Here is a 21,016-nt window from a genome sequence, read left to right on the forward strand (position 1 = left end):
AACGGTGGTCGGCGCTAGGCGCCGGGTTTGGTTCCCACGACGACCGTCCCATCGAGCTCGTCGCAGCTCACGACCTGCGACAGCAGCCCGGCACGCTCGAAAAGCTCCGCGGTGCGCGGAGCCTGGCGGCGACTGGTCTCGATCAGCAGGTGCCCTCCCGGCACAAGCCATCCCGGCGCTTCGTCTGCCACCCGGCGCTGGATGTCCAGGCCATCGGCGCCACCGTCCAACGCCACCTGCGGCTCATGCAGGCGCGCCTCCGGCGGCATCAGATCCACCTCGCCGGTGGGCACGTAGGGCGCGTTGACCACCAGCACCTCCACGCGGCCACACAGGCCGGTGGGCAACGGCCGGTAGAGATCACCTTCGAAAACCTCACCGGCATCGGCGATGTTGCGGCGCGCGCAGCGCACCGCGGCCGGATCGACGTCCGCGGCGTACAACTCCACCGGCAGCCTCGCGGCCACCGCGGCACCGACCGCACCCGAACCGCAGCAGAGATCGACCACCACCGAGCCCGGCTCGGCCAGGGAAGCGGCCTGCTCGACGAGGAACTCGGTGCGGCGCCGAGGCACGAACACACCGGGATCCACGGCGATGCGCAGCCCGCAGAACTCCGCCCAGCCCAGCACCTGCTCCAGCGGCAGGCCATCGACACGGCGCTGCACCATGCCGGAAAGCTCGGCCGGGCCGGCGGCCGCCAACAGCAGCAGCCGCGCCTCCTCCTCGGCGAACACACAACCAGCAGCGCGCAGACTGCTCACAACAGCGGAAAACGATGATGAGAACACAGAAATGAGAAGTGCCTTTCGGTGACCACGAGCGCTCTCAGCAACGCCGGTCACGGCGGCGGAAGGGGAGCACCCGACCTGCAACAGCGGTAATGGGTCTCACCTCCTCGGTCGCGCACGATGCGGCAACACTACAGCAGCACCACCGGCCCAGGTTCGGCCACCGCCCGGCAGTCCACATCGGACGCCCCGGACCTCATTCTTCGTAGGTGATCCGGTACTTCGCGGCGATGGCGTTGAGCCGGGCCGGATCCAGCCGGCCGGCGGCGCTCACCTGAGCCCGGGCCTCGATCAGGTCCTCGACGAAGCACTCCCACCCGCCGGGCGAGGAGATCTGCAACACGCGCGGCGGCGGTGTGGATCCCGGCCGCAGGGCGTGCGGAACACCGTGCGGCAGGAGCACGAACTCGCCCCGGGTCGCGGTGTGGATCCGTCCGTCGAACTCGACGGTGAGGGCCCCGTCGAGCACGTAGATGCACTCGTCGGCCTCGTGGTGGACGTGCCGGGGGATCTCCTGGGCGACGACGACCTCCAGCAGCGAGAACGCGCCGCCGGTGTCGCCGCTGCGTGCCTTGACGGCGAACGCCGGCGGGACCCGCACACGACCCGGCCGCGCCTGGCCGGCCTCCAGGACAAAGAACCGCCCCTCATCCCCGCCGTCCGCGCCGATGTCGCCGAGATGGTAGTGCATGCCGTGCCGCGCGCCGATCTCGTTGATCTTCGCCCAGTCCCGGCTCCCGTCGTCGCGCATCAGGGTCTGCCCGGCCTCGCTGACGTCCTCGATGTAGCGCTCCCAGCCGCCGGGAGCCGACAGCTGCAGCGCGTGCACCGGCGTCTCGGAGAGGTTGCGCATGGCGTGGGTGACACTGCGGGGGAGCAGGGCGCACATCCCGGCGGTCAGCCGGTGGGTGCGGCCGCCGAAGTCGATGCCGAGCTCGCCGCCGAGGACGTAGACGAACTCATCGAACGTCTCGTGCACATGCGCGGGAATGCTGCCGTCGCCGTTGTTCTCCAGCAGCGACAGTCGTCCTCCCGTGTCGGCGGCCCCGGCCTTGACGGTCATCCACGGCGGCAGCGGCACCCGCGTCGGACGGGACGCGCCGGGGTTCAGGAAGATGAAACGGTCGTGGGACATGGAGTAACCTCCCGGTAAGCGGATTCGGAATCCGATTCCGTTTTTGAGGCTACGTGAGATCGTTGGAGTGTCAATGTCGCCTGCCGGCAAGCCGCGCGCCGATGCCGAACGCAACCGCGCCCAGGTGCTGAACGTGGCCCGGGACCTGCTCGCCGAGCGCGGCGAGCAGGCGCAGATGGCCGAGGTCGCCCGCGCGGCCGGGGTCGGCGTCGGCACCGTCTACCGGCATTTCCCCACCCGGCAGGCGCTCGTCGAAGCCGTCGCCGAACAGCGCTTCGCCGCGATCCTGACCTTCGGTGAGGCGCAGTGCCTGCCCGACCCCGACACCCGCCAGGCCCTCGCCGCTTTCCTGTGCCACATCGGTGAAGTCCACGAGAACGAACGCGGCCTGTCGGGCGTCATCGAAGCCGTCCTGGGCTCCATGGCACCGCAAGGCGAGGTGAGCACCCGGCTGCTGGCCTTCGGGGAAACCCTGATCGAACGCGGCAAGGCCGACGGCACCCTGGCCGCCGAGGTGACCGTGGCCGACCTGTACATGATCGTCGGCGCGCTGGCGACGGTCAGCCGCGCGGCCATCGGCGACTGGCGCCGCTTCATCGACATCGCCCTCGCGGGCCTGCGGCCCCGCGACTGACGCCGGACTCAGCCGGCGGGCTCGTAATCCAGGCCGAGCGCGGCGCACATCTCGCGCAGGCACTCCTCGAAGACCGGGCGCAGGTCGGAGAAGGCGAAGTCCAGCTGGTTCAGGACCTCCATGCACAGCAGGCCGTAGAGCCGGATCCACCACGACAGGAACACGTGCGCGGCCTCCAGAGGCAGGCGTCGCTCCAGCGAATCGGAGTACGCGGCCAGCTGCTCGCGCAGGGACGGATCGAGCCCGGCGAGCTCGGGCACCGGGAACGGCCGGGCCTGCCACACGTCGGAGACCTGGTCCAGGAAGACCTGCTCGAAGCGTTGCCCGGCGGCCTGGCGGGCGGATTCGGGCTGCCGGTTGGGCGGCGCGAGGGGGCTGGCGAAGATCCAGCCGAACTCGGCGGGGTGCGCCACCGCCCAGTCCCGCATGGCGCGACAGGTGGCCAGCAGCCGCCGGGCGTGCGCATCGGCGGCGTGGGCGTCGCGGGCGGCGAGCATCGACTCGGTCAGTTCGCGGCAGAAACCCGCCGCCGTCGCGCCGACCAGCTCGTCGTGGCCGGCGAAATAGTGGTAGAGGGCGGGGCCGGTCATCCCCACCTCGCGGGCGACCGCGTTGATCGTCACCGCGGCCGAGCCCTTCGTCGTCAGCAGCGTGCGCACCGCCTCGTGGATCTCGCCCAGGGTGGCCTGCCGGAGCCGGTCCCGTCGGCTCGTGGTCTGCGGTGGCATGCGTCGACCTCCTCGTTCCCGTCATTGACACCCTAGGGCATCTATGTTTACTTAATGTCTCTAAATTAACTTAGAGTCATTAAGGAGTCTCGTGGAAGTCCGATGGTGGACGCCGCCGGCGATCGCGTTCCTGGTCCTGACCGCCGTGTGGTGGTGGTCGTCGCGCAGGGCCCACCTGCGGCGCGGCCGGCGGGAGGAGCGCTGACATGAACTGGATGCACTTCGATGCCCTGCGCGGGAGGCCGGCGTGAAAGCAATCGTCGCTGGAGGCGGCATCGGCGGCCTGGCCGCCGCGGTGGCACTGGACCGCATCGGCTGGCAGGTCGAGGTCCTGGAACGGGCCGCCGAGTTCACCGGAGTCGGCGCGGGTTTGGCCATGCTGCCCAACGCTTTGCGGGCCCTGGACGGCCTCGGGCTGGGCGAGGAGGTCCGGCGTCGGGCGCTCGACCAGGCCCCGGTGGGAATCAAGGACGTCACCGGGCGCTGGCTGTCGCGCAACGACGGAGCCGAACTGCGACGCCGCTACGGGCAGTGGGTCATGCTGCACCGCGCCGACCTGCTGGAGGTGCTGCGCGCGGCGGTCCCGGCCGAGGCGCTGCGGCCCGGCGTCACGGTGCGGGAGGTCCGCCGCGACGGGACCGTGGTGCACAGCGACGGCACCGCCGTCGCGGATCTGGTCGTCGGCGCGGACGGCATCGGCAGCACCACGCGGCGCTCGATCTGGGGCCCGCGGCCCGCGCCGCGCTACGCCGGTTACAGCACGTGGCGGATGATCGTGGCCACCGGACCGGTCGGCGAGGCGGCCGAAACCTGGGGCAGGGGCGAACGTTTCGGGTATTCGCCGCTGCCCGATGGGCGCATCTACTGCTACGCCATGGTCAACGCTCCACAAGGCAACGGCGGCGGGCTGGCCGAACTCCGCGAGCGCTTCCGGGGCTGGCACGACCCGATCCCGGCGCTGCTCGCCGCGGCGCAGGAGACCGACGTGCTGCACCACGACACATACGAGCTACCGGACCTCGACACCTACGTCGCGGGAAAGGTCGCGCTGGTCGGCGACGCCGCGCATGCCATGACCCCGAACCTGGGGCAAGGAGCGTGCCAGGCGCTGGAAGACGCGGTGGTGCTCGCCTCGGCCGTGGACGGCGCCGGGCCGGCGGGGCTGGCCGAATACGACCGGCTGCGCAGGCCACGGGCGCAGATGATCGTCCGCCGGTCGCGGCGCATCGGCGAACTCGCGCACTGGTCGTCGCCCGTGCCGGTCGCGGCACGGAACGCGGCGATGCGGCTGATGCCGCGGTCGAGCTTCACGCGATCGATGGGGCCGGTCGTGGACTGGGTGCTCTGACCGCGTCCGAGGCCGGCAGTGGCCGGGAAACGCACTGGTGCCGTGGCCGGCAGGCCACGACACCAGTGTCTCCAGCAGGTTTCTGGCATCAGTCGCCCGGTTGTTGGTTGCCCCGGTGTTGCGTCGCGGCGCATTGCCGCCGGACCGATGCCTCGACCGCGCCCGGCCGACGGGCCGGGCAGGGTTGGGTACTGACGAACGTCAGCGCCGGGCTTGGCTGCTCGACGCAGGGTTCCGCATCACCGTGCGGGCCCGCTGCATCTCGCGCGCCATTCCGCCCAGCCAGCGAACCAGACCTGCCATCGGGGCGTCCTCCACTAACTTCGAGGGGATGAGTCGACGGTGCTTCGTCCCGTTGTCAAACCCGGGTCGCGACAACCGGCGCTAACCGGACGGGAAAAAGCCGTCTCACTCGCCATGTCGTCGCAGGTAGCTCACGTGTTTCTAGCAATTCATAACGTATTGGTAACGAAGATTCAGATAGTGTGCGTATCCATCGATAGGGGCAGTTCCGTGGGGCTTTGCGGACGCTGCGTGCATGCCCCGGGCGGACCATCAGCCGGGATGCGCGCCGACGGTGTCGCGCAGCTCCCCGGCCATGGCCATATCCGACTTCCGCGCGCAGTGCGCACAGCAGAAGAACCGGCCGCTGGCCTCCACGCCGTGCCCGAGAATCCGGGTCCCGCAGTGCTCGCACTGCGGCGCGAGCCGCTGCACCGCGCATTCGAAGCAGTCGAAGGTGTGCACCCCGCCGCCCACGGTGTGCACCTCGAAGGTCATCCAGTAGTCGTTGCCGCAGACTTCGCAGGTCGCCATGACGTCGCCTTTCCGCGCCGATGGGGTGGACACCCGCAGGATGCGGCCCTACTTGTGGGTCAGCAACCGCGCCACCACCCGAATCGCAGCTGCCCACCCGTCGCTCAGATGTGCCAGCATGATCACGATCACACCGAGCGCATCGGGGGAGCACATGCACGACGACCGCCGCATCGTCGAACAGCGCCTCGACCGGGTGCTGGCCGAACGCCTGCGTCCCGCCTACTACGCCGAAACGCTGCCCTGCGAAATCGCCGTCTGGCACGCACCCGGCGAACCCGTTCCGGTATCCGAGGCCCTGCGCGCCGACTACGCGCCCGCCGCCATCGGCGAAGCCTGGGGGCCCGCCTGGGGCACCAGCTGGTTCCGCCTGGCCGCGACCATCCCGCCGCAGTGGGACGGCCGCCCCGTCGAAGTCGTGGTCGACCTCGGCTTCGACGCCGACCGCCCCGGATTCCAGTGCGAAGGCCTCGCCTACAGCGCCGACGGCACCCCCATCAAAGGGCTCAACCCCCGCAACACCCACCTGCCCGCCGGCCGCAACTCCGCAGGCGGGCACCGAACCTGGTACGTCGAAGCCGCCGCTAACCCGATCATCCTCGGCGACAACGGCTTCCAGCCCACCGACCTCGGCACCAAGCCCACCACCCGAACCCCGCCGCTGTACCGGCTGCGGCGCGCCGAACTCGCGGTGCTCGACGAACCCGTGTGGCAACTGGTCCAGGACGCCGAGGTCCTCGACCAGCTCATGCGGCAACTTCCCGCGGATTCCCCGCGCCGCCACGAAATCCTCCGCGCCCTGGAACGCATGCTCGACCGCCTCGACCTGCACGACATCACCGGCACCGCACCCGCAGCCCGCGCCGAACTCGCCGACGCCCTCGCCCGGCCCGCGCATCCCAGCGCCCACGTGATCTCCGCCATCGGCCACGCCCACATCGACTCCGCTTGGCTGTGGCCGCTGCGCGAAACCGTCCGCAAGGTCGCCCGCACCGTCGCCAACGTCACCGCCCTGATGGCCGAGCATCCCGACTTCCACTTCGCCATGTCGCAGGCCCAGCAGCTGGCCTGGATCAAGGAGCATCACCAGCAGCTGTACGACCGCGTCCGCACCTTCGTCCACACCGGTCAGTTCGTGCCGGTCGGCGGGATGTGGGTGGAAGCCGACACCAACATGCCCGGCGGCGAGGCCATGGCCCGCCAGTTCGTCCACGGCAAACGCTTCTACCTCGAGGAGTTCGGCATCGAAACCCGCGAGGTGTGGCTGCCCGACTCCTTCGGCTACAGCGCCGCCCTGCCCCAGCTCGTCGCCCAGTCCGGCTCGCGGTGGTTCCTCACCCAGAAGATCTCCTGGAACCAGACCAACAAGTTCCCGCACCACACCTTCTGGTGGGAAGGCATCGACGGCACCCGGGTGTTCACCCACTTCCCGCCCGCCGACACCTACAACTCCGAGATCAGCGGCGCCGAACTCGCCCACGCCACGAACAACTTCGCCGAACACGGCTACGCCACCCGCTCCCTGCTGCCCTTCGGGCACGGTGACGGCGGGGGAGGACCCACCCGCGAGATGCTCGCCCGCGCCTACCGCACCGCCGACCTCGAAGGCTCCCCGCAAGTCCGCCTGGAAACCCCCGAGGAGTTCTTCACCGCCGCCGAAGCCGACCACGCCCGGCCCGCGGTCTGGTCCGGTGAGCTGTACCTGGAGATGCACCGCGGCACCTACACCTCGCAGGCCAAGACGAAACAGGGCAACCGCCGCAGCGAACACCTGCTGCGCGAAGCCGAACTGTGGTGCGCCACCGCCGCCATCGCCACCGGCCGCGACTATCCGCACGAAGCACTGGACCGGCTGTGGAAGCAGGTGCTGCTGCACCAGTTCCACGACATCCTGCCCGGCTCCTCGATCTCCTGGGTGCACCGCGAGGCGGAAGCCGCCTACGCCCGCATCGCCACCGAACTCGAAGCGATCATCACCGGCGCGCTGCACGCCCTGGCCGGTGAGCCCGCCGGGCGGCTGACCTTCAACGCCGCCCCGCACGCCCGCAACGGCGTCCCCGCCCTCGGCGCGGCCGCCGCGAACACCATCGCTGCGGCGACCGCCACCCGCCATCCCGACGGCAGCATCACCCTCGACAACGGTCTGCTGCGCGTCACCATCGACCGCCGCGGACTGCTGACCTCCGCCTACGACCACGCCGCCGAACGCGAGGCACTGGCCGGCCCGGCGAACCTGCTGCAGCTGCACGCCGACCACCCCAACGCCTGGGACGCCTGGGACCTCGACGCCTTCTACCGCCACCACACGCAGGACCTCACCGACCTCGACGAGCTGGATCTCGACGCCGATACCGGCACCGTCCGCGTCCGCCGCCGCTTCGGCCGGTCCACAGTGGTGCAGCGCATCAGCCTCGCCGCCGACACCCGCCGCGTCGACATCGACACCGACATCGATTGGCACGAAACCGAGAAACTGCTCAAGGCCGCCTTCCCGCTGGACGTGCACGCCGACCGTTCCGCCGCCGAAACCCAGTTCGGGCACGTCATGCGCCCCACCCACACCAACACGTCGTGGGACGCCGCCAAGTTCGAGATCTGCGCCCACCGCTTCCTGCACGTCACCGAGCCCGGCTACGGCCACGCCCTGGTCAACGACTCCACCTACGGGCACGACGTCACCCGCGACACCCGTCCCGGCGGCGGCACGACCACCACCGTGCGGCTGTCCCTGCTGCGCGCGCCCCGTTTCCCGGATCCCGACACCGACCACCACGGCCGCCACCATCTGCGCTACGCACTGGTCGTCGGGGCCGGCATCGGCGACGCCGTCGGTGAGGGCTACCGGATCAACCTGCCCGAACGCACCGTCAGCGGCTCGCGCCCCGTCGCGCCGTTGGTGGCGGTGGACAACGACGCCGTCGTCATCGAAGCAGTCAAACTCGCCGACGACCGCAGCGGAGACCTCGTGGTGCGCCTGTACGAATCGCGCGGCGGCCGCGCCCGCACCCGGCTGGCCATCTCCTTCCCCGCCGCCTCGGTCACTCGTACCGACCTGCTCGAACGGCCGCTCGCTGAACCCGACCCCACCACTGACGCGTTCGACCTGCGGCTGCGGCCCTTCGAAATCCGCACCCTGCGCTTCGCCCGCCCGGCCGGGGCGTGAACCTTCCCGACGACGCATTCCGCCAGCCCGGCGCCCTGCACGCCGCGGGCGCCGGGCTGACCGCGATCCCCGACGAGGTCGCACGCATGCGGCGACTGCGCCGCATCGACCTCGACCACAACGCCATCACCCGGCTACCCGCATCGGTCACCACGCTGCCGCAACTGCACACCCTGCTGCTCTACGACAACGAACTCACCGAGCTACCAAGCGAATTCGGGCCAGCACTGCGCCACCTCAGCGTCGGCCGCAACCACCTCACCGCACTGCCCGACGCCCTGTGGCAGACCGCCCTGCGCGCCCTCAACCTCGCCGAGAACAACCTCGCGGAACTACCCGAAGCGGTGCGCGCCCTGACTCGGCTGCGCATGCTCGACCTCGGCCACAACCAGCTACGGGAGATCCCCACCGCACTCGGCGAGCTGCCACAACTGCGCGACTACCTCTACCTCAGCAACAACCGGCTACGCCACGTGCCCGCCGCACTGGGCAACCTCGACGTCCTGGGGGTGGGAACCGAATACGCCAGGAAGGGGCCGTGGGCGGGTGTAGCCGCTGGTCAAACCGTTCTGCGGCATGCTGCTCGGTTTGTGTCGTTGCGTGCCCCGGCGGGGCAAGCCTGTCACCGACCAGTTCTTCTGCGTGTCTGCGCACGGTCGCGAGTCCGCGTAGTTCGACCATTGCGCGGTCCCGGACCCGCAACTGGAACTTCGCACGGAAGGGGATGCTGCCCGATCCGGTGCAGTCTGGCGTTCAGCTCGCCGTCCATGGCCGGCGACTCGGTGGTCGATCAGTGCTGCTGGGCTGTGAGATTGAGCATCCAGCTGATCCCGAACTGGTCCACGAGCGAGCCCGCCTCGTCGCCCCATACCTGCTTTTCCAGAGGCAGCGTTACGGTTCCACCGACAGACAGCTTCTCGAAGTAGTCGCGGAGTTCGCCGTCGCCACCGATGAAGACCGCGACGTTGTTGCCCGGCTGGTAGGGCGGGTGGCCGGGCCTGTCATCCGGATAGTCCCATGCCATCAGCGTGTAGCCGGCGGCCGTGTCGAGACGAGCATGCATGACCTTGTCAGCGTTAGGTGAGCCCGGTGAGCCGAAGTCCGCGACCGTTCCCACCTCTAGCTCGCCACCGAAGACCTCCCGGTAGAACTCGAGCGCCTGCCGCGCGTTGCCGTTGAACATAATGCACGGATTGACCTGAGACCCCACTCAACGCTCCTTCGTGAAGTGACCGATCGGGCTGTCCGATGGTCGCCAAGTCAAGCTCCCAGCAAATCACGACACCCTCTGTCGTGATTATTGGTAGAATTTCCTCTATGCGCGCCGACCGACTGGTCTCCCTGGTGCTGCTGTTACGCCAGCGTGGACATCTGTCTGCCAGCGTGCTTGCCCGGGAGCTGGAGGTGTCCACCCGCACTGTTCTACGGGACATCGAGGCGCTGTCCGTGGCTGGTGTCCCGGTCTATGCCAAGCGCGGCAGGCACGGAGGGTTCGCCTTACTGCCCGGATTCCGGACCGAGCTCACCGGGCTGAGCGACGATGAAGCACTCGCACTGCTGGTCGCCGGATCGCGGCGCGGCGCGCAGGCATTCGGATTCGGGTCCGCGCTCGCTTCGGCAATGCTCAAGGTGATCGACGCGCTGCCGGAAAGCTATCGGGACACCGCAGCCGGCATGACCGAGCGGTTGCTCATCGACCCCCACACGGACCTGCTCTCGCGCCGTCTGGTGACCGACGAGCTGCCCGACAAGACGATGATCGAGGTCCGGCGCGCCGTGCTGGCCGGACATAAACTGCGCATCCGCTATGCCGCAGTGGATCGACCCCCGAAATGGCGCACGGTCGACCCGATCGGCCTGGTCACCGTGCGCGACACGGGCTATCTGCTGGCCACTCACGCTGGCGCCGATCGCACCTATCGACTTTCGCGGATCTTGGCCGCCGAAGAACTCGAAGAACCTGCACAGCGACCCGACCAGGTCGACCTGGACCAGGTCTGGCAGGAACGCAGCTTCCAGTTCCGCAACGGCGACGACCAGGTCACCGTGCTGGCACGAATTGACCCGGCACGGCGCGAGGACCTGGTAAGCACCGTGCTGGCCATCCATTCCGAAGAGACGGACCCAGACGGCTGGCTGCGGCTGGGGGTGGCCTTTCAAGATTCCAGACACGCAGAATGGGCGCTCTGGCAGCTCGCGACCAGCGCGGAAGCCCTGGCCCCGCAATGGTTGCGCACATCTCTTCGCAACCGCGCCGCCACAATCGCCGCCCGCTACAGAGCAGAATCCTGAGCCACTGCCCGCTCCGCGACCTCGCCGTCCACCCCGGCATCACCCGCGACGGTGCCGCCGGCCTCGGTCGTCTCCGGTGGGGTGATCGCAACGTCACCCGCTTCGCGTCGCCGGTTTTACGCATGTCGTCGACGTCAGCCGTCCGCGCCGCACCGGCGAAGTGCACGACCTTCCCCGGCGGCACTCTCTCCAGCCACACCTCGGTCGGGCCGATCGCGTCCAGCTCCTGCAGATGCGCCAGCCGCTGCTTGAACTTGCCCAGCGTGGCTGACTGCGCCGGAGTCTTCATCCGATCGAACTCGCTGCGCCGCGTGGCCGGGTCCACCACCAGCACCCGATCCAGCCGAGCCCGCTCGGCCCAGGCCGGCCGGGCCGCAACCATCTCGAAGAACCCGGAGTTGACCTCCGTGCGGATCGTGGCGGCCATCGCGTCCAGCGTCGTGTAGCCCGGCAGCTCGCAGCGGGCTCGGACCAGCTCCTCCAACGCCACGTTGATCAGGTCGGCCGGGTTGTCCTTCGTCTGCACTGCCGTGCGGATCGCCGCCTCGGCGACCGCCCGCACCACCGAGCTACCGGAATCGCTACCGGGGCAGCTGCAACACCTGGAGCTGCGCAACAACCCGCTGCAACGCCTGCCGGACTCCATCGCCGCCCTGACCGGGCTGACTCACCTCGACCTGCGCGCCACCGCGCTGCGCGAACTGCCCGAAGGCCTGGCGGCCCTGCCGAACCTGACGAAGCTCGACCTGCGCTGGACGAAACTCGACCACCACCCCTGCTGGCTCGACGAGCTGCGCCACCGGGGCTGCGCGGTCCTGCTCTGACACACGAGTCGGCTGCACCTGATACCAGCTGATCAGGTGCAGCCGGCATTCCCGCGATCAGCCCAGCAAGCGCTGCCAGGTCCGCTGGTCCAGCACGCCCGTGGCCGCCAGGCCGCTCGACACCTGGAACTCCCGCACCACCGCGGCCATCCGGTCGCCGAAACGTGCATCCGCGGCCACGTACCGGCCGCGAGACGTCAGCAGCACCTGCGCCGCCCGCACCGCGTCACCGCCGGCACCTGGACCGAGCGCCGGTGTCAGCCCGGCCCAAGCCGAACCGCCGAACAGGCCCGGCTCCGGCAGCCGCGTCGCATAGCAGGAAGCTCCTGCTGCGCCGCTGGCCGCGACGATCCCGCCCGCCGCTGCCTGCGTCTGCGGGCCGAACACGCCATCCACCGGCACCGAAGCCCCTTGCGCCCGCAGCAGAAGCTGCAACGCCGTCACCGACGGGCCCGCCGCCTCCGGGCGCAGCAGCGGCCACACCGCGGGCTGCACGACAGCCCGGCCGGTGGCCGCGCCAACGGCCTCACGCAGCTCCGGTAATCGTCCATACAGGACATCACCGGGGCACTCCGTGGCCATGAAGTCGCGGTGCCCGTAGATCTCACCGGGCTCGATGCCGTACTGCGCGACCATGTAGGCGCACAGCTGCACCAGCGAATCCCACAGGTCCTCCGGCACCGTGGCGTCGGTGTAGGTGCCCTCGTTCTCGATGCCCAGCGACACCGGGTTCTCCGCGCCCGCATGCGCACCCTGCACGTGCTGATCACCGGCGGTCAGCACCTCCAGGCTCCGGTGGCGGCCCTCCATCAGCCAGCCGCCACGGGAGTTGGTGAAGTTCTGCCCGGTGTCCTTCCACCCGTTGGAATCCATGTGGAAGTCCTGGATCTGCCGGGCCAGCGCGAACGCCGCCTCCTGCGAGGTGTCGTCGACGTTGGGCGAGGCCGTGTGATGCACGACGATCTTGACCGGCTTGCTGTCGAGCACATCCACCGGCGAAGTGGGCTCCCGCGCCTGCCAATCCGCCGTCGAAGCGATCTCCGGCGCGGCCGACCGCCGCGACCCGCCGGCCACCGCCGGCATCCCGCACACGCCGACCGCCGAGACCGCCAGCCCACCGGCCAGCAACACCCGACGGGCCACCCGAACATCGCGCAAAGCCATAGCCACTCCCAAAACCGGACGAACGATCACGATCAGGGCCGAGCCCGCCCGAACCGTACGCAGCGGTAACCGGACCGGGGAATTCTTGGCGACAACCCGCCAACAACCGGTCAACCAGCCACCACGCCGCCGGATGACAAGATCACGCCGGTCGAACGCCGTCACGACCGAACCGCCACCGCGTCCCTGTCTGTGACCGACGAACACCGCGGACAACGGGAGTGCGCCAGATGGACCGGTTCGTCCAATTCCTGCGCCGCCAGCTCGACATCGACCTGGAACTGCTGCGCGTGGCCAGGCAAGACGCCGAAACCGGCGCCGCCCACGCCTGCCTGATCACCCCGATCCGGGGATTCCGGGAATGCGAGCTGAAGTCCCGCCTGCTGGCCACCCACCACCACTGCGGCACCGGCGGCGGCCCCTGCGACGAGCTGGGGGAGAGCTACCCGCCCGAAGACGAACGTGGCTGCCCCACCCGAGCGCTCCTCGGCCTGCCCTACGCCGACCGCCCCGGCTACATCGCCCGCTGGCGCCCCTGAACCCACCGGTCCACCGGGCGCCCCGTCAGGAATCAGCGGCCAGGACCTCGACCGTCCCCGCGGCCCCGTCCACCCGCACCCGATCACCACTGCGCAGCCGCGTCGTGGCATTGCCGCAGCCCACCACGGCCGGAATCCCCAGCTCCCGCGCCACGATCGCCGCATGCGACAGCGGTGCCCCCACATCCGTGACCACCGCCGCGGCCCGCGGGAACAACGGCGTCCACCCCACGTTCGTCACCGTCGTCACCAGAACCTCGCCCGGCCGCAACGTTTCGCCCTCGTCGACCGACGCCAGCACCCGCGCCGTCCCCTCCACGACACCGGCCGCACCCGCGAAACCGCGCACCGAATCCGACACCGGCGCCAACGCCACCGACTCGTCGAACACATCCATCCGCCGGTCCGGCCGAGCCGACCACCGCACCGGATCGAAATGCCCCCGGACCAACGTCGGATACGGCCCCAGCGCCGCATACGCCCGGTAGGTCTGCCGCCGATCCGCAACCGCCCCCAACGGTTCCCGCGACCCTCCCAGCAGCGCGAGGACCTCCTCGATCCGCAAGAAGAACAGGTCCTCGCCAGCCCCGGTCAGCTCACCGGCGCGCAACACGAAAGCCCGCAGCACCCAGAACGCCCGGATCAACTCCGAACGCGCCGCCTCGCGGCCCCGAGCCGCCCGCGCGGCCCCGGTGATCCGGCGCCGCAACCGCCGTTCCTTGCCCGGATGACGCGACCGCAGCCGCGCCCACGCCGCATCCCGCGCGCGTTCCTGCCGTGCTAGCAGCTCCGCCGGATCCGCCGCCGAACGCAAGCCCGCCAGCTGCCGGTCGATCCACTCCGGATCCTCGGCGGGCCGAGGCGCGTACACCTCGAACTCGTCCGGGCACCGATGCCCCCACGACCGTGCGAACGTCTCCCGGTCGATGTCCCCGCGCGCCAGCTCACCCAGCCCCATCACCGGCCCCAGGCTCGCCAACGCATCCCCGCCGGCGCTGAGCCCGGTGAGCAGCGCATTCGCATCCGCTTCGCCGACGAGCTTCAGCAGCCGCGGCCGAATCCGCACCAGACCGGCACCGTCCAACCGCGCCCCGGCCGCCAGCATCCGGCTGGAGTCCCGCAGCAGCGGCTCGACATCTGAACGCCACAACGCCCGCAACTCCTCGGCGCCACCGACCGCGGCGATCCGCTCGTGCAACCGCGCACACCGATCAGGCGAGGACGCCAGCAATTCCGGCAACCGCCGCTGATACGCCGCCACCCGCCGCAAGAACGGCAATGCGCTCGACGCCGCCGACCGCACCACCCGCCACCGCGACATCGGCAGCGCCGGAACCTTCACATCCTCGGGAATGCGCCCGAAAGCCTGCTCGCTGGCGGAGCGCACCAGCGAACCCAGCCCCAGCGCGTTGCCCACCGCGAACGTCAAGCTCAGATTCAGGTAGAACCGGCCGCCGATGTTGCCCGACAACCGGTGCGGCCCCACCCGCGACAGCGCCATCGTCTCCGACATGAAGATCTCCACCAGCGACCAGGTGCACGGCGTCATCACGCTCGGGATCGCCTCACCCAGATTCGCGCACGTCCACAGGTAATCCCCGCCGAGGCTGTCGTTCCACGTCTCCACCGGCCGGTCCCGCAACCCCGTGATCGGCCGCGCCTGCACGACCCAGAACCGCCCGTCCCGAGCGGCCCACTCCACATCCATCGGGCACCCGTACAACTCCTCGATCCGCACCCCCAACGCCGACAGCTCGCCGGCCTGGGCAGTGGAGAGGACCGCGACGTCGCGACGCTCCGCGGGCACCGGCTCCTCCCGGGTGCCTTCGGTGGTGCGCACCGTCATCACCGCTTTGTCGCTGACGACCTGCTCGCGCACCTGGCCGTCACGCGCCACCACATAGGTGTCCGGCGTGACCTGACCGCCCACGATCGACTCGCCCAACCCCCACGCCGCGTTCACCAGGACGTCCTCGCCGGCTCCGGTCACCGGATCCCGGGTGAACAACACCCCGGCGGCCTCCGCGGGCACCAGCTCCTGCACCACGACCGCCAACGCCACGTCGTCGGCGGCCACCCCGTTGCGCAGCCGGTAGTCGATCGCCCGCGCGGTCCACAACGACGCCCAGCAGCGCCGCACCGCATCCAGCACCGCCGCCTCACCGCGGATGTTGAGGAACGTGTCCTGCTGACCCGCGAACGACATGTCCGGCAGGTCCTCGGCGGTCGCCGACGACCGCACCGCCACCGGCACCTCGTCGCCCATCCCGGCATACGCCTCGCCGACGGCCTCCGCGATCACCGCGGGCACCGGCGACTCGGCGAACCACCGCTGGATCCGGTCGGACGCCGCCTGCGCGGTCTCCGGCCGGTCCGGATCGACCTCGGCCACGGCCGCCAGGATCCGTTCCTGCAAACCGCCGGCGGCCACGAAATCCCGGTACGCCACCGTCGTGACGTCAAACCCCGGCGGCACGGGCAACCCCGCGCCCGCCAGCCGCGCCAGCGACGCGCCCTTACCGCCGACCAGCGCCAAGTCCGCGCCGACAGCATCCAACGGCACCACAACAGACACCGGCACACCCCTCATTCCCCAGAACCCAGCAGGGCCCGATACTTCGCTTCCGCGTTGCTCAACGACTCGTCCAGGTACGACACCGTGGCCACCGCGAGGTCTTGCGCATCCTCCGAAGTGGACTCCCGCCCGGCCGCCAACGCCCGGCACACCGCCTCGGCCAGCAACTGCGCGCGCACCTCCTCGGAGACCGCGAACTCCGCCGGAACCAACGGCGGCGCCAGGAAGAACCCGAGGAAGATCGAGCTGACCAGCTGCACCAGCTCGGCCAGCCCCAGGTCGGTCCGGATCAGGCCCCGCCCGTGCAGCACCTCCAGGTACCGCACGAAGTCGCTCCGCAAAGCTTCCCCGGCCTGAGCGGCCTTCTCGGTGCGCGCCAGCTTGCCGATCACGTCCATGTCACGCGTCAGCGCGGCCATGAGCAGGGGATGCCGCTGGTAGACCAGCGCGGTGTGCCGCAGCAGGCTGTGCAGCGACGGCGCCTCCGGCGACTCGACCACATGCCGCCGGACCTCAGTCAGCAGCCCGACCCGTTCCCGCCGCAGCAGAACCAGGAACAGCCGCTCCCGGTTCTTCCAGTGCAGGTGGATCGTCCCTTTCGAGACCCCGGCCAACCGGGCGACGTCGTCCAAAGTGGTCTTGTCGTAACCCCAGCGCAGGATCAGCTCGGCAGCGGCATCCAGAATGCGCTGCCCGCGCCGCATGCGTTCGAGGGAACGATCCCGAGCACCATCCGCCACCCAAGCCTCCACCATCTCGTACACGTTTGACCAAATTGACTCATCCGGTCATGAATGCAGAAGCTACGCCTGTCGCACGGGGAGGGCAAGCGGCAGGGGTGGCTTGTTTACGCGCTCTTGACGCCCGGCCGAGCCGAGCAAAGGAAGCGTCCGCCTGGCAGAAAGGGACGGGCAGGCGGTGATCAGCGTCCGAGTTCGTCGAGGAACCGCCGCACCGCCGCGGCGAACTGGTCGGGATGACTGAGGTACAGGTCGTGGCCCGCGCCCTCGATGGTCACCAGCTCGGTGTTGGCCCGCCGTCGGACCATGTCCGCGCCGTGCGCCGGCGGGATCAGCGGACTGTCCTCGCCCCGGATCAGCAGCAGCGGCTGCTCGCCCCCGGCCCAGTCGTCCCACCATGCACCGCACGCGCCGCGCTTGACCTGCGCCATATCCGCCGCGTCCCACAGGAAGCGCCAGCCATGCTCGTCCTCGACGGCGCTCTCGTCGAAATGCTCGACCACGCCAAACGGTGCGATGGCACGCCAAATGCCCTCGCGCAGCGCCTGCAGGCTGGCGAAGCGCTGCGGCAGGCCGGCGATCGCGGTGTCCTCGGGAACGGAGATCTCGGCCCCGACATCCACCACGGCCGCCGCCGCGACCAGCTCCGGCCTGCGCGCGGCCAGCTGGTAGGCGTTGATCCCTCCCAGGGAGTGCCCGAGCACCACCGCCGACGCGAGGCCCAGCTGCTCGATCACCGACGCGGCATCGCCGATGAATGCCTCGCGTCCGTAGTCGCGTGGATGATCGGACAGTCCATGCCCGCGCTGGTCCACCGCGATCACCCGGTACCGCGGGCCAAGGCGCTCGGCCAGCCCGTGGAAGGCGCGGCCGCGCCCGTAAGCGCCGTGCAGTGCGAGGACGGGGCGGCCGGGGCCACCGAAATCCACATAGGACAGCCGGTGGCCCTCGGGCGTGGTCAGGTACTCCGTCGTCGCTGACTGGTCCGTCGGCATCTCGTGATCCTTTCGCTCGATCGCTGGCACTCTAATCGAGTGCTCTCGATTAGAGGTATTACCATGGCGATCGACACAAGGAAGGGCGGGCCCGTGCTGACGTTGTGCATCCTCGGCTTCCTCTACGAGGAACCCCTGCACGCCTACGACCTGCGGCAACGCATCTCCGGTCTGAGTGGGCACATCCGCCCGCTCAGCGACGGCGCGCTGTACCCGGCGCTCAATCGCCTGCAGGCCGCCGGGTACCTCACGAAGCACACCGAACGCGGCACCGGTGCCACCCCGCGCAACGTCCTCACCCTCACCGACGGCGGCCGGGCGGAACTACTGCGCCGGCTGCGCGAACCGGCCGAGGTCGAGATCACCGACCGCAACTCGTTCCTGATCCTGCTGGCGTTCCTGCGCTTCCTGCCGAGCCCGGCCGACCAGGCCCAGGTGCTGCGCCGCCGACTGGCCTTCATGGACCAGCCGGCGAGCTACTTCTACGACCAGGGCCGGCCGCTGCGCGCCGCCGACATGCCCGACCGCTTCCGCCGGGGAATGCTCACCCTCGCCGGCGCGACCAGCAGGGCGGACCGCGACTGGCTGACCCGGACCATCGCCGAGCTGGACCCGCAATAGCGCAGCCGCAATAGCGTCAGGGCCTGGTTCGGGGGGTTCCGGTCAGGTCGGCGTGGATCAGCTCGGCCGTGCGGGTCACCTGCGGGATCACGTCGCGCTGCATGGCCTCTGCGGTCTGGCGGCCGCTGTGCAGCGAGACGCTCACCGCCGCCGTGACGCGACCGTCCTGGTCGGCGACCGGGGCGGCGGCGCCGCGGAGTTCGTCGTCGAGCTCGCTGTCGGCCAGCGCCCAGCCCCGGTCGCGGATTTCGGCCAGGCGATCGCGGAACACCCGCTCGGACGTGGTGCCCGCGGCGCGGTCCAGCGTCGTTTCGGCGAGGGCCTTGTCCAGCGCGGCGGGCGGCAGGTTGGCGAGCAGGGCCCGGCCGGCGGCGGTCGCGGGCGCGGGGAAGCGGGTGCCGAGGTTGATCCGGACCGCGGTCAGCCGCGGGCACATCGCTATCGCGACGTAGAGGATCTCCGTGCCGTCCAGCACCGCGAGCCCGGCGGTCTCGCCGAGTTGACCGGAGAGCGTTTCCAGGTGCGGCCGGGCGATGTCGCGCAGCGGCATGCCGGAGAGGTAGCTGTAGCCGAGTTGCAGCACCTTGGGGGCGAGCCGGAACGTCCGCGCGTCCTCGGAGGTCAGGAAGCCGAGGTCGCGCAGGGTCAGCATCAGCCGCCGGGTGGTGGCGCGGCTCAGCCCGGTCAGCTCGCCGGCCTCGGTGAAGTTCAGCTCGGGGCGAGCGGCGGTGAAGGCCTGCAGGACGGCCATTCCCCGCTCCACGGCGGTGACGAAGTACGGTGCCGCCTGGTCCTGCTCGTCCACCAATACCTCCCGCGCGGGCGCATCGTGTGCAATGTGCACGCTCAGCGTACCGCCTCGAGGATTCGGCCGAGCCGCAGCTCGACGATCTTGCGCAGCTCCGCACGAGCGGTCCGCAGCTCGACCGCCTCGTCTTGGTGCAGCCGGTGGACGAGGTCGTCCCTGATGTCGGCGGCGGATCGCCCGGTGGCGCAGACCAGGTAGACGTAGCCGAAGCGCTCCCGGTACTGCCGGTTCAGCTCGGCGAACTCGGCGCGGATCGCGACACCCTCACCGAGCACTCCCGACTGCTCCCGGCGGGACCAGCGACTGGTCAGCCGGCCGTCGCCGGCGTCGGCCCCGATCGGATCGTGCCGGGAGATCACCTCCACTAGCTCGGCGTCGGCCATGCCGTCGAGCAGGCTCGTGCCCGCGGCGATCAGCGCCGATGCGGAGGAAAAGGGGCGCCGGGCGGCCATTTCCCGTGACCAGCGCGCCGACGGGCAGCACGCGTGCAGCGCTTCACGGGCGGCATCGGCGGGCAATGCGTTGAGGATCGCGATACTGCTCATTGGTCGTTCGCCGATCGCAGTCCGGACAGGGTCTGCCGGCAGAGGTTGGTGGCTTCGGCCGAGGTGAGCCAGCGCGGGTAGGTGGTGATCCGCTCCACGGCCGAGTCCAGGGCGGCGTGCACCGCACGGACTTCCTCGTCGGTGAGCGTCTCGCCCAGCGATCTGCCGAGTTCCCGGGCCATCGCGTCGGTGCTCAGGCTGTCCCAGACCCAGCTCATCCGGGAACCGATGACCGACGGGTCGACGCACGCGGAGACCGGCGGGAACGCGTCGGTTCCCTGGCGCAGGCAGGACAGCACGTCACCGGGCATGTGCCGGAGGAACGCGTACTCGCCGACCAGCGGTTTCAGCGGCGGGATCGGCAACCCCATCTCGGCGGCGACGAGGTCGGCCAGCGGCTGGAGCCGGTCCAGCCGGATGCCGGTGTCCACGCCGTAGAGGAATTCGAGGCTGGTGACCACTTCCTCCAGCGGCGCGAAACCGGCGCGGTAGGAGACCCCGGCGACCGAGACGTCCGGGGAGGCCCCGGCGGTGGCGGCGGCGATGGCCCCGGCCGTGGCCAGGCCGAAGTCGTCGTGCACGTGCATGGTCACCGGGACGTCGCGCACCAGGGCGGCGCGGTAGCGGGCGATGAACACCTTCATGGCCTCCGGCGCGAGGCTGCTGGTGGAGTCCATCAGGTCGATCCGCCGCGCGCCGAGCGCGATCGCGACGTTGGAGACCTCGACGAGGCTGTCCCAGTCGCGCCTGCCCACGTGCGCGAGGGTGATCGTGACGTCCATCCCGAGTTCGCGGGCCAGCTCGAAGAAGTCGGCGAGCTCGTCCAGCTGGCGTCGCTGGGCCTCTTTCGACGGCGCCTGCACGATGCCCGGTGCCAGCACGCGAACGCCGAGATCGGCCAGCAGCTGGGCCGTTTCGCGTGCCGTGACCGGCTGCCGGTTCACCCCGTCCGACAGCAGCGTGTCCGCGTAGACGTTGAGCCGGAAACCGAAGTCGCGGCCCGCGATGGCCCGGCAGAGTTCGAGTTCGCGCGGGATCGGGGCGCTGCCGCCGCCCCAGTTGATGTTGAGGCTCTCGTCCTCGACGCCCGCGTCGGCGAGCGCTTCGGCGATGCGCAGGAAACCGTCGATCGTGGTGGTGGCGCCGGCGGTGAACAACGTCTTGCGCAACGTGCTGTCGATCAGCGCGAACGGCTGGGGCCAGTGGAACTGGCCCTGCACCTCGGGGTCGAAGTTCACCGGGCTGACCCAGTGGCTGCCCTCGCGGCGGTGCGTCTTGTCGGGATTGGGCATGCGATT

Annotated in this window: 21 protein-coding genes and 2 pseudogenes; 9 read left to right on the forward strand and 14 right to left on the reverse strand. The window is 70.2% G+C overall.

The window, feature by feature from the left end; translation table 11 throughout:
* Positions 1-14 precede the first annotated feature (14 nt).
* The gene (locus AB0I53_RS08210) at positions 15-764 is read right to left on the reverse strand and encodes a putative protein N(5)-glutamine methyltransferase (protein ID WP_358598359.1); all 750 of its coding nucleotides are present in this window, start codon (positions 762-764) and stop codon (positions 15-17) included.
* Between the two features lie 223 nt (positions 765-987).
* Positions 988-1,926: a cupin domain-containing protein gene (locus AB0I53_RS08215; RefSeq protein WP_358598362.1), complete on the reverse strand. Its 939-nt coding sequence runs from the start codon at positions 1,924-1,926 to the stop codon at positions 988-990.
* A gap of 73 nt (positions 1,927-1,999) precedes the next feature.
* Between AB0I53_RS08215 and AB0I53_RS08220 the strand changes: the two genes are divergently transcribed.
* Positions 2,000-2,560, forward strand: coding sequence for a helix-turn-helix domain-containing protein (locus AB0I53_RS08220; RefSeq protein WP_358598364.1), 561 nt, complete (start codon positions 2,000-2,002; stop codon positions 2,558-2,560).
* 8 nt (positions 2,561-2,568) lie between these two features.
* Here the strand turns inward: AB0I53_RS08220 and AB0I53_RS08225 are convergent, their stop codons facing one another.
* A complete protein-coding gene (locus tag AB0I53_RS08225; RefSeq protein WP_358598367.1) occupies positions 2,569-3,288 on the reverse strand; it encodes a TetR/AcrR family transcriptional regulator in 720 nt (239 codons plus the stop codon).
* 247 nt (positions 3,289-3,535) lie between these two features.
* On the opposite strand from AB0I53_RS08225, the gene AB0I53_RS08230 reads away from it, so the two are divergent.
* Complete coding sequence (locus AB0I53_RS08230; protein WP_358598370.1) at positions 3,536-4,636, forward strand: FAD-dependent monooxygenase; 1,101 nt, start codon at positions 3,536-3,538, stop codon at positions 4,634-4,636.
* A gap of 555 nt (positions 4,637-5,191) precedes the next feature.
* On the opposite strand, the gene AB0I53_RS08235 is transcribed toward AB0I53_RS08230, so the two are convergent.
* Complete coding sequence (locus AB0I53_RS08235; protein WP_358598373.1) at positions 5,192-5,452, reverse strand: Prokaryotic metallothionein; 261 nt, start codon at positions 5,450-5,452, stop codon at positions 5,192-5,194.
* A gap of 118 nt (positions 5,453-5,570) precedes the next feature.
* On the opposite strand from AB0I53_RS08235, the gene AB0I53_RS08240 reads away from it, so the two are divergent.
* Entirely contained in the window at positions 5,571-8,615 is a 3,045-nt protein-coding gene (locus AB0I53_RS08240) for a glycoside hydrolase family 38 C-terminal domain-containing protein (protein ID WP_358598376.1), read from the forward strand.
* 86 nt (positions 8,616-8,701) lie between these two features.
* A pseudogene (locus tag AB0I53_RS08245) lies at positions 8,702-9,070 on the forward strand (leucine-rich repeat domain-containing protein); the annotation flags it as partial.
* Here the strand turns inward: AB0I53_RS08245 and AB0I53_RS08250 are convergent.
* Positions 9,066-9,341 carry a DUF4186 family protein gene (locus tag AB0I53_RS08250; RefSeq protein ID WP_358598669.1) on the reverse strand — a complete coding sequence of 92 codons (276 nt, stop codon included), beginning with the start codon at positions 9,339-9,341 and terminating at the stop codon, positions 9,066-9,068. The pseudogene AB0I53_RS08245 and the gene AB0I53_RS08250 overlap by 5 nt on opposite strands.
* A gap of 64 nt (positions 9,342-9,405) precedes the next feature.
* Positions 9,406-9,825 carry a VOC family protein gene (locus tag AB0I53_RS08255; protein ID WP_358598378.1) on the reverse strand — a complete coding sequence of 140 codons (420 nt, stop codon included), beginning with the start codon at positions 9,823-9,825 and terminating at the stop codon, positions 9,406-9,408.
* 107 nt (positions 9,826-9,932) lie between these two features.
* Between AB0I53_RS08255 and AB0I53_RS08260 the strand changes: the two genes are divergently transcribed.
* Both AB0I53_RS08260 and AB0I53_RS08265 read left to right on the forward strand, forming a co-directional pair.
* A complete protein-coding gene (locus AB0I53_RS08260) occupies positions 9,933-10,907 on the forward strand; it encodes a WYL domain-containing protein (protein ID WP_358598381.1) in 975 nt (324 codons plus the stop codon).
* Between the two features lie 263 nt (positions 10,908-11,170).
* A complete protein-coding gene (locus tag AB0I53_RS08265; protein ID WP_358598384.1) occupies positions 11,171-11,353 on the forward strand; it encodes a hypothetical protein in 183 nt (60 codons plus the stop codon).
* A 29-nt stretch (positions 11,354-11,382) separates the two neighbouring features.
* On the opposite strand, the pseudogene AB0I53_RS08270 reads toward AB0I53_RS08265, so the two are convergent.
* Positions 11,383-11,553: pseudogene (locus AB0I53_RS08270) on the reverse strand (hypothetical protein); the annotation flags it as partial.
* Here AB0I53_RS08270 and AB0I53_RS08275 point away from each other — a divergent pair.
* Positions 11,510-11,731 carry a hypothetical protein gene (locus tag AB0I53_RS08275; protein WP_358598672.1) on the forward strand — a complete coding sequence of 74 codons (222 nt, stop codon included), beginning with the start codon at positions 11,510-11,512 and terminating at the stop codon, positions 11,729-11,731. The pseudogene AB0I53_RS08270 and the gene AB0I53_RS08275 sit on opposite strands and share 44 nt — an antisense overlap.
* Positions 11,732-11,788: 57 nt before the next feature.
* Here AB0I53_RS08275 and AB0I53_RS08280 read toward each other — a convergent pair whose 3' ends face one another.
* Complete coding sequence (locus AB0I53_RS08280) at positions 11,789-12,895, reverse strand: N-acetylmuramoyl-L-alanine amidase (RefSeq protein ID WP_358598387.1); 1,107 nt, start codon at positions 12,893-12,895, stop codon at positions 11,789-11,791.
* Between the two features lie 230 nt (positions 12,896-13,125).
* On the opposite strand from AB0I53_RS08280, the gene AB0I53_RS08285 reads away from it, so the two are divergent.
* Positions 13,126-13,434: a DUF6221 family protein gene (locus tag AB0I53_RS08285; protein WP_358598390.1), complete on the forward strand. Its 309-nt coding sequence runs from the start codon at positions 13,126-13,128 to the stop codon at positions 13,432-13,434.
* Between the two features lie 25 nt (positions 13,435-13,459).
* Here the strand turns inward: AB0I53_RS08285 and AB0I53_RS08290 are convergent, their stop codons facing one another.
* The 3 genes from AB0I53_RS08290 to AB0I53_RS08300 form a co-directional block, all read right to left on the reverse strand.
* On the reverse strand, positions 13,460-16,009 hold the full coding sequence (locus AB0I53_RS08290; protein WP_358598393.1) for a PEP/pyruvate-binding domain-containing protein: 2,550 nt from the start codon (positions 16,007-16,009) through the stop codon (positions 13,460-13,462).
* 11 nt (positions 16,010-16,020) lie between these two features.
* Complete coding sequence (locus AB0I53_RS08295; protein ID WP_358598396.1) at positions 16,021-16,749, reverse strand: TetR/AcrR family transcriptional regulator; 729 nt, start codon at positions 16,747-16,749, stop codon at positions 16,021-16,023.
* Between the two features lie 182 nt (positions 16,750-16,931).
* A complete protein-coding gene (locus AB0I53_RS08300) occupies positions 16,932-17,744 on the reverse strand; it encodes an alpha/beta hydrolase (protein ID WP_358598399.1) in 813 nt (270 codons plus the stop codon).
* A gap of 63 nt (positions 17,745-17,807) precedes the next feature.
* On the opposite strand from AB0I53_RS08300, the gene AB0I53_RS08305 reads away from it, so the two are divergent.
* Entirely contained in the window at positions 17,808-18,365 is a 558-nt protein-coding gene (locus tag AB0I53_RS08305; protein WP_358598401.1) for a PadR family transcriptional regulator, read from the forward strand.
* A 16-nt stretch (positions 18,366-18,381) separates the two neighbouring features.
* Here the strand turns inward: AB0I53_RS08305 and AB0I53_RS08310 are convergent, their stop codons facing one another.
* The 3 genes from AB0I53_RS08310 to AB0I53_RS08320 are packed head-to-tail and all read right to left on the reverse strand — an operon-like array spanning position 18,382 to position 21,010.
* A complete protein-coding gene (locus tag AB0I53_RS08310; protein ID WP_358598404.1) occupies positions 18,382-19,170 on the reverse strand; it encodes an IclR family transcriptional regulator C-terminal domain-containing protein in 789 nt (262 codons plus the stop codon).
* 41 nt (positions 19,171-19,211) lie between these two features.
* Positions 19,212-19,718 (reverse strand): 2-oxo-4-hydroxy-4-carboxy-5-ureidoimidazoline decarboxylase, encoded by a 507-nt coding sequence (gene uraD / locus AB0I53_RS08315; RefSeq protein WP_358598407.1) that lies wholly within the window; start codon positions 19,716-19,718, stop codon positions 19,212-19,214.
* Positions 19,715-21,010, reverse strand: a complete 1,296-nt coding sequence (locus AB0I53_RS08320) for a hypothetical protein (RefSeq protein WP_358598410.1) — start codon at positions 21,008-21,010, stop codon at positions 19,715-19,717. Before AB0I53_RS08320 ends, uraD begins: the two co-directional genes overlap by 4 nt.
* Positions 21,011-21,016: the final 6 nt, after the last annotated feature.

Source organism: Saccharopolyspora sp. NPDC050389, assembly GCF_040655595.1.
Classification (GTDB): Bacteria; Actinomycetota; Actinomycetes; order Mycobacteriales; family Pseudonocardiaceae; genus Saccharopolyspora.

Bases quoted from the DNA above. Each gene is read 5' to 3' on its own strand.
- AB0I53_RS08305 (WP_358598401.1), top strand. From the start codon at position 17,808: ATGGCGATCGACACAAGGAAGGGCGGGCCCGTGCTGACGTTGTGCATC.
- AB0I53_RS08225 (WP_358598367.1), bottom strand. From the start codon at position 3,288: ATGCCACCGCAGACCACGAGCCGACGGGACCGGCTCCGGCAGGCCACC.
- AB0I53_RS08285 (WP_358598390.1), top strand. From the start codon at position 13,126: ATGGACCGGTTCGTCCAATTCCTGCGCCGCCAGCTCGACATCGACCTG.
- AB0I53_RS08280 (WP_358598387.1), bottom strand. From the start codon at position 12,895: ATGGCTTTGCGCGATGTTCGGGTGGCCCGTCGGGTGTTGCTGGCCGGT.
- uraD (WP_358598407.1), bottom strand. From the start codon at position 19,718: ATGAGCAGTATCGCGATCCTCAACGCATTGCCCGCCGATGCCGCCCGT.
- AB0I53_RS08320 (WP_358598410.1), bottom strand. From the start codon at position 21,010: ATGCCCAATCCCGACAAGACGCACCGCCGCGAGGGCAGCCACTGGGTC.
- AB0I53_RS08260 (WP_358598381.1), top strand. From the start codon at position 9,933: ATGCGCGCCGACCGACTGGTCTCCCTGGTGCTGCTGTTACGCCAGCGT.
- AB0I53_RS08300 (WP_358598399.1), bottom strand. From the start codon at position 17,744: ATGCCGACGGACCAGTCAGCGACGACGGAGTACCTGACCACGCCCGAG.
- AB0I53_RS08240 (WP_358598376.1), top strand. From the start codon at position 5,571: ATGATCACGATCACACCGAGCGCATCGGGGGAGCACATGCACGACGAC.
- AB0I53_RS08235 (WP_358598373.1), bottom strand. From the start codon at position 5,452: ATGGCGACCTGCGAAGTCTGCGGCAACGACTACTGGATGACCTTCGAG.
- AB0I53_RS08215 (WP_358598362.1), bottom strand. From the start codon at position 1,926: ATGTCCCACGACCGTTTCATCTTCCTGAACCCCGGCGCGTCCCGTCCG.
- AB0I53_RS08220 (WP_358598364.1), top strand. From the start codon at position 2,000: ATGTCGCCTGCCGGCAAGCCGCGCGCCGATGCCGAACGCAACCGCGCC.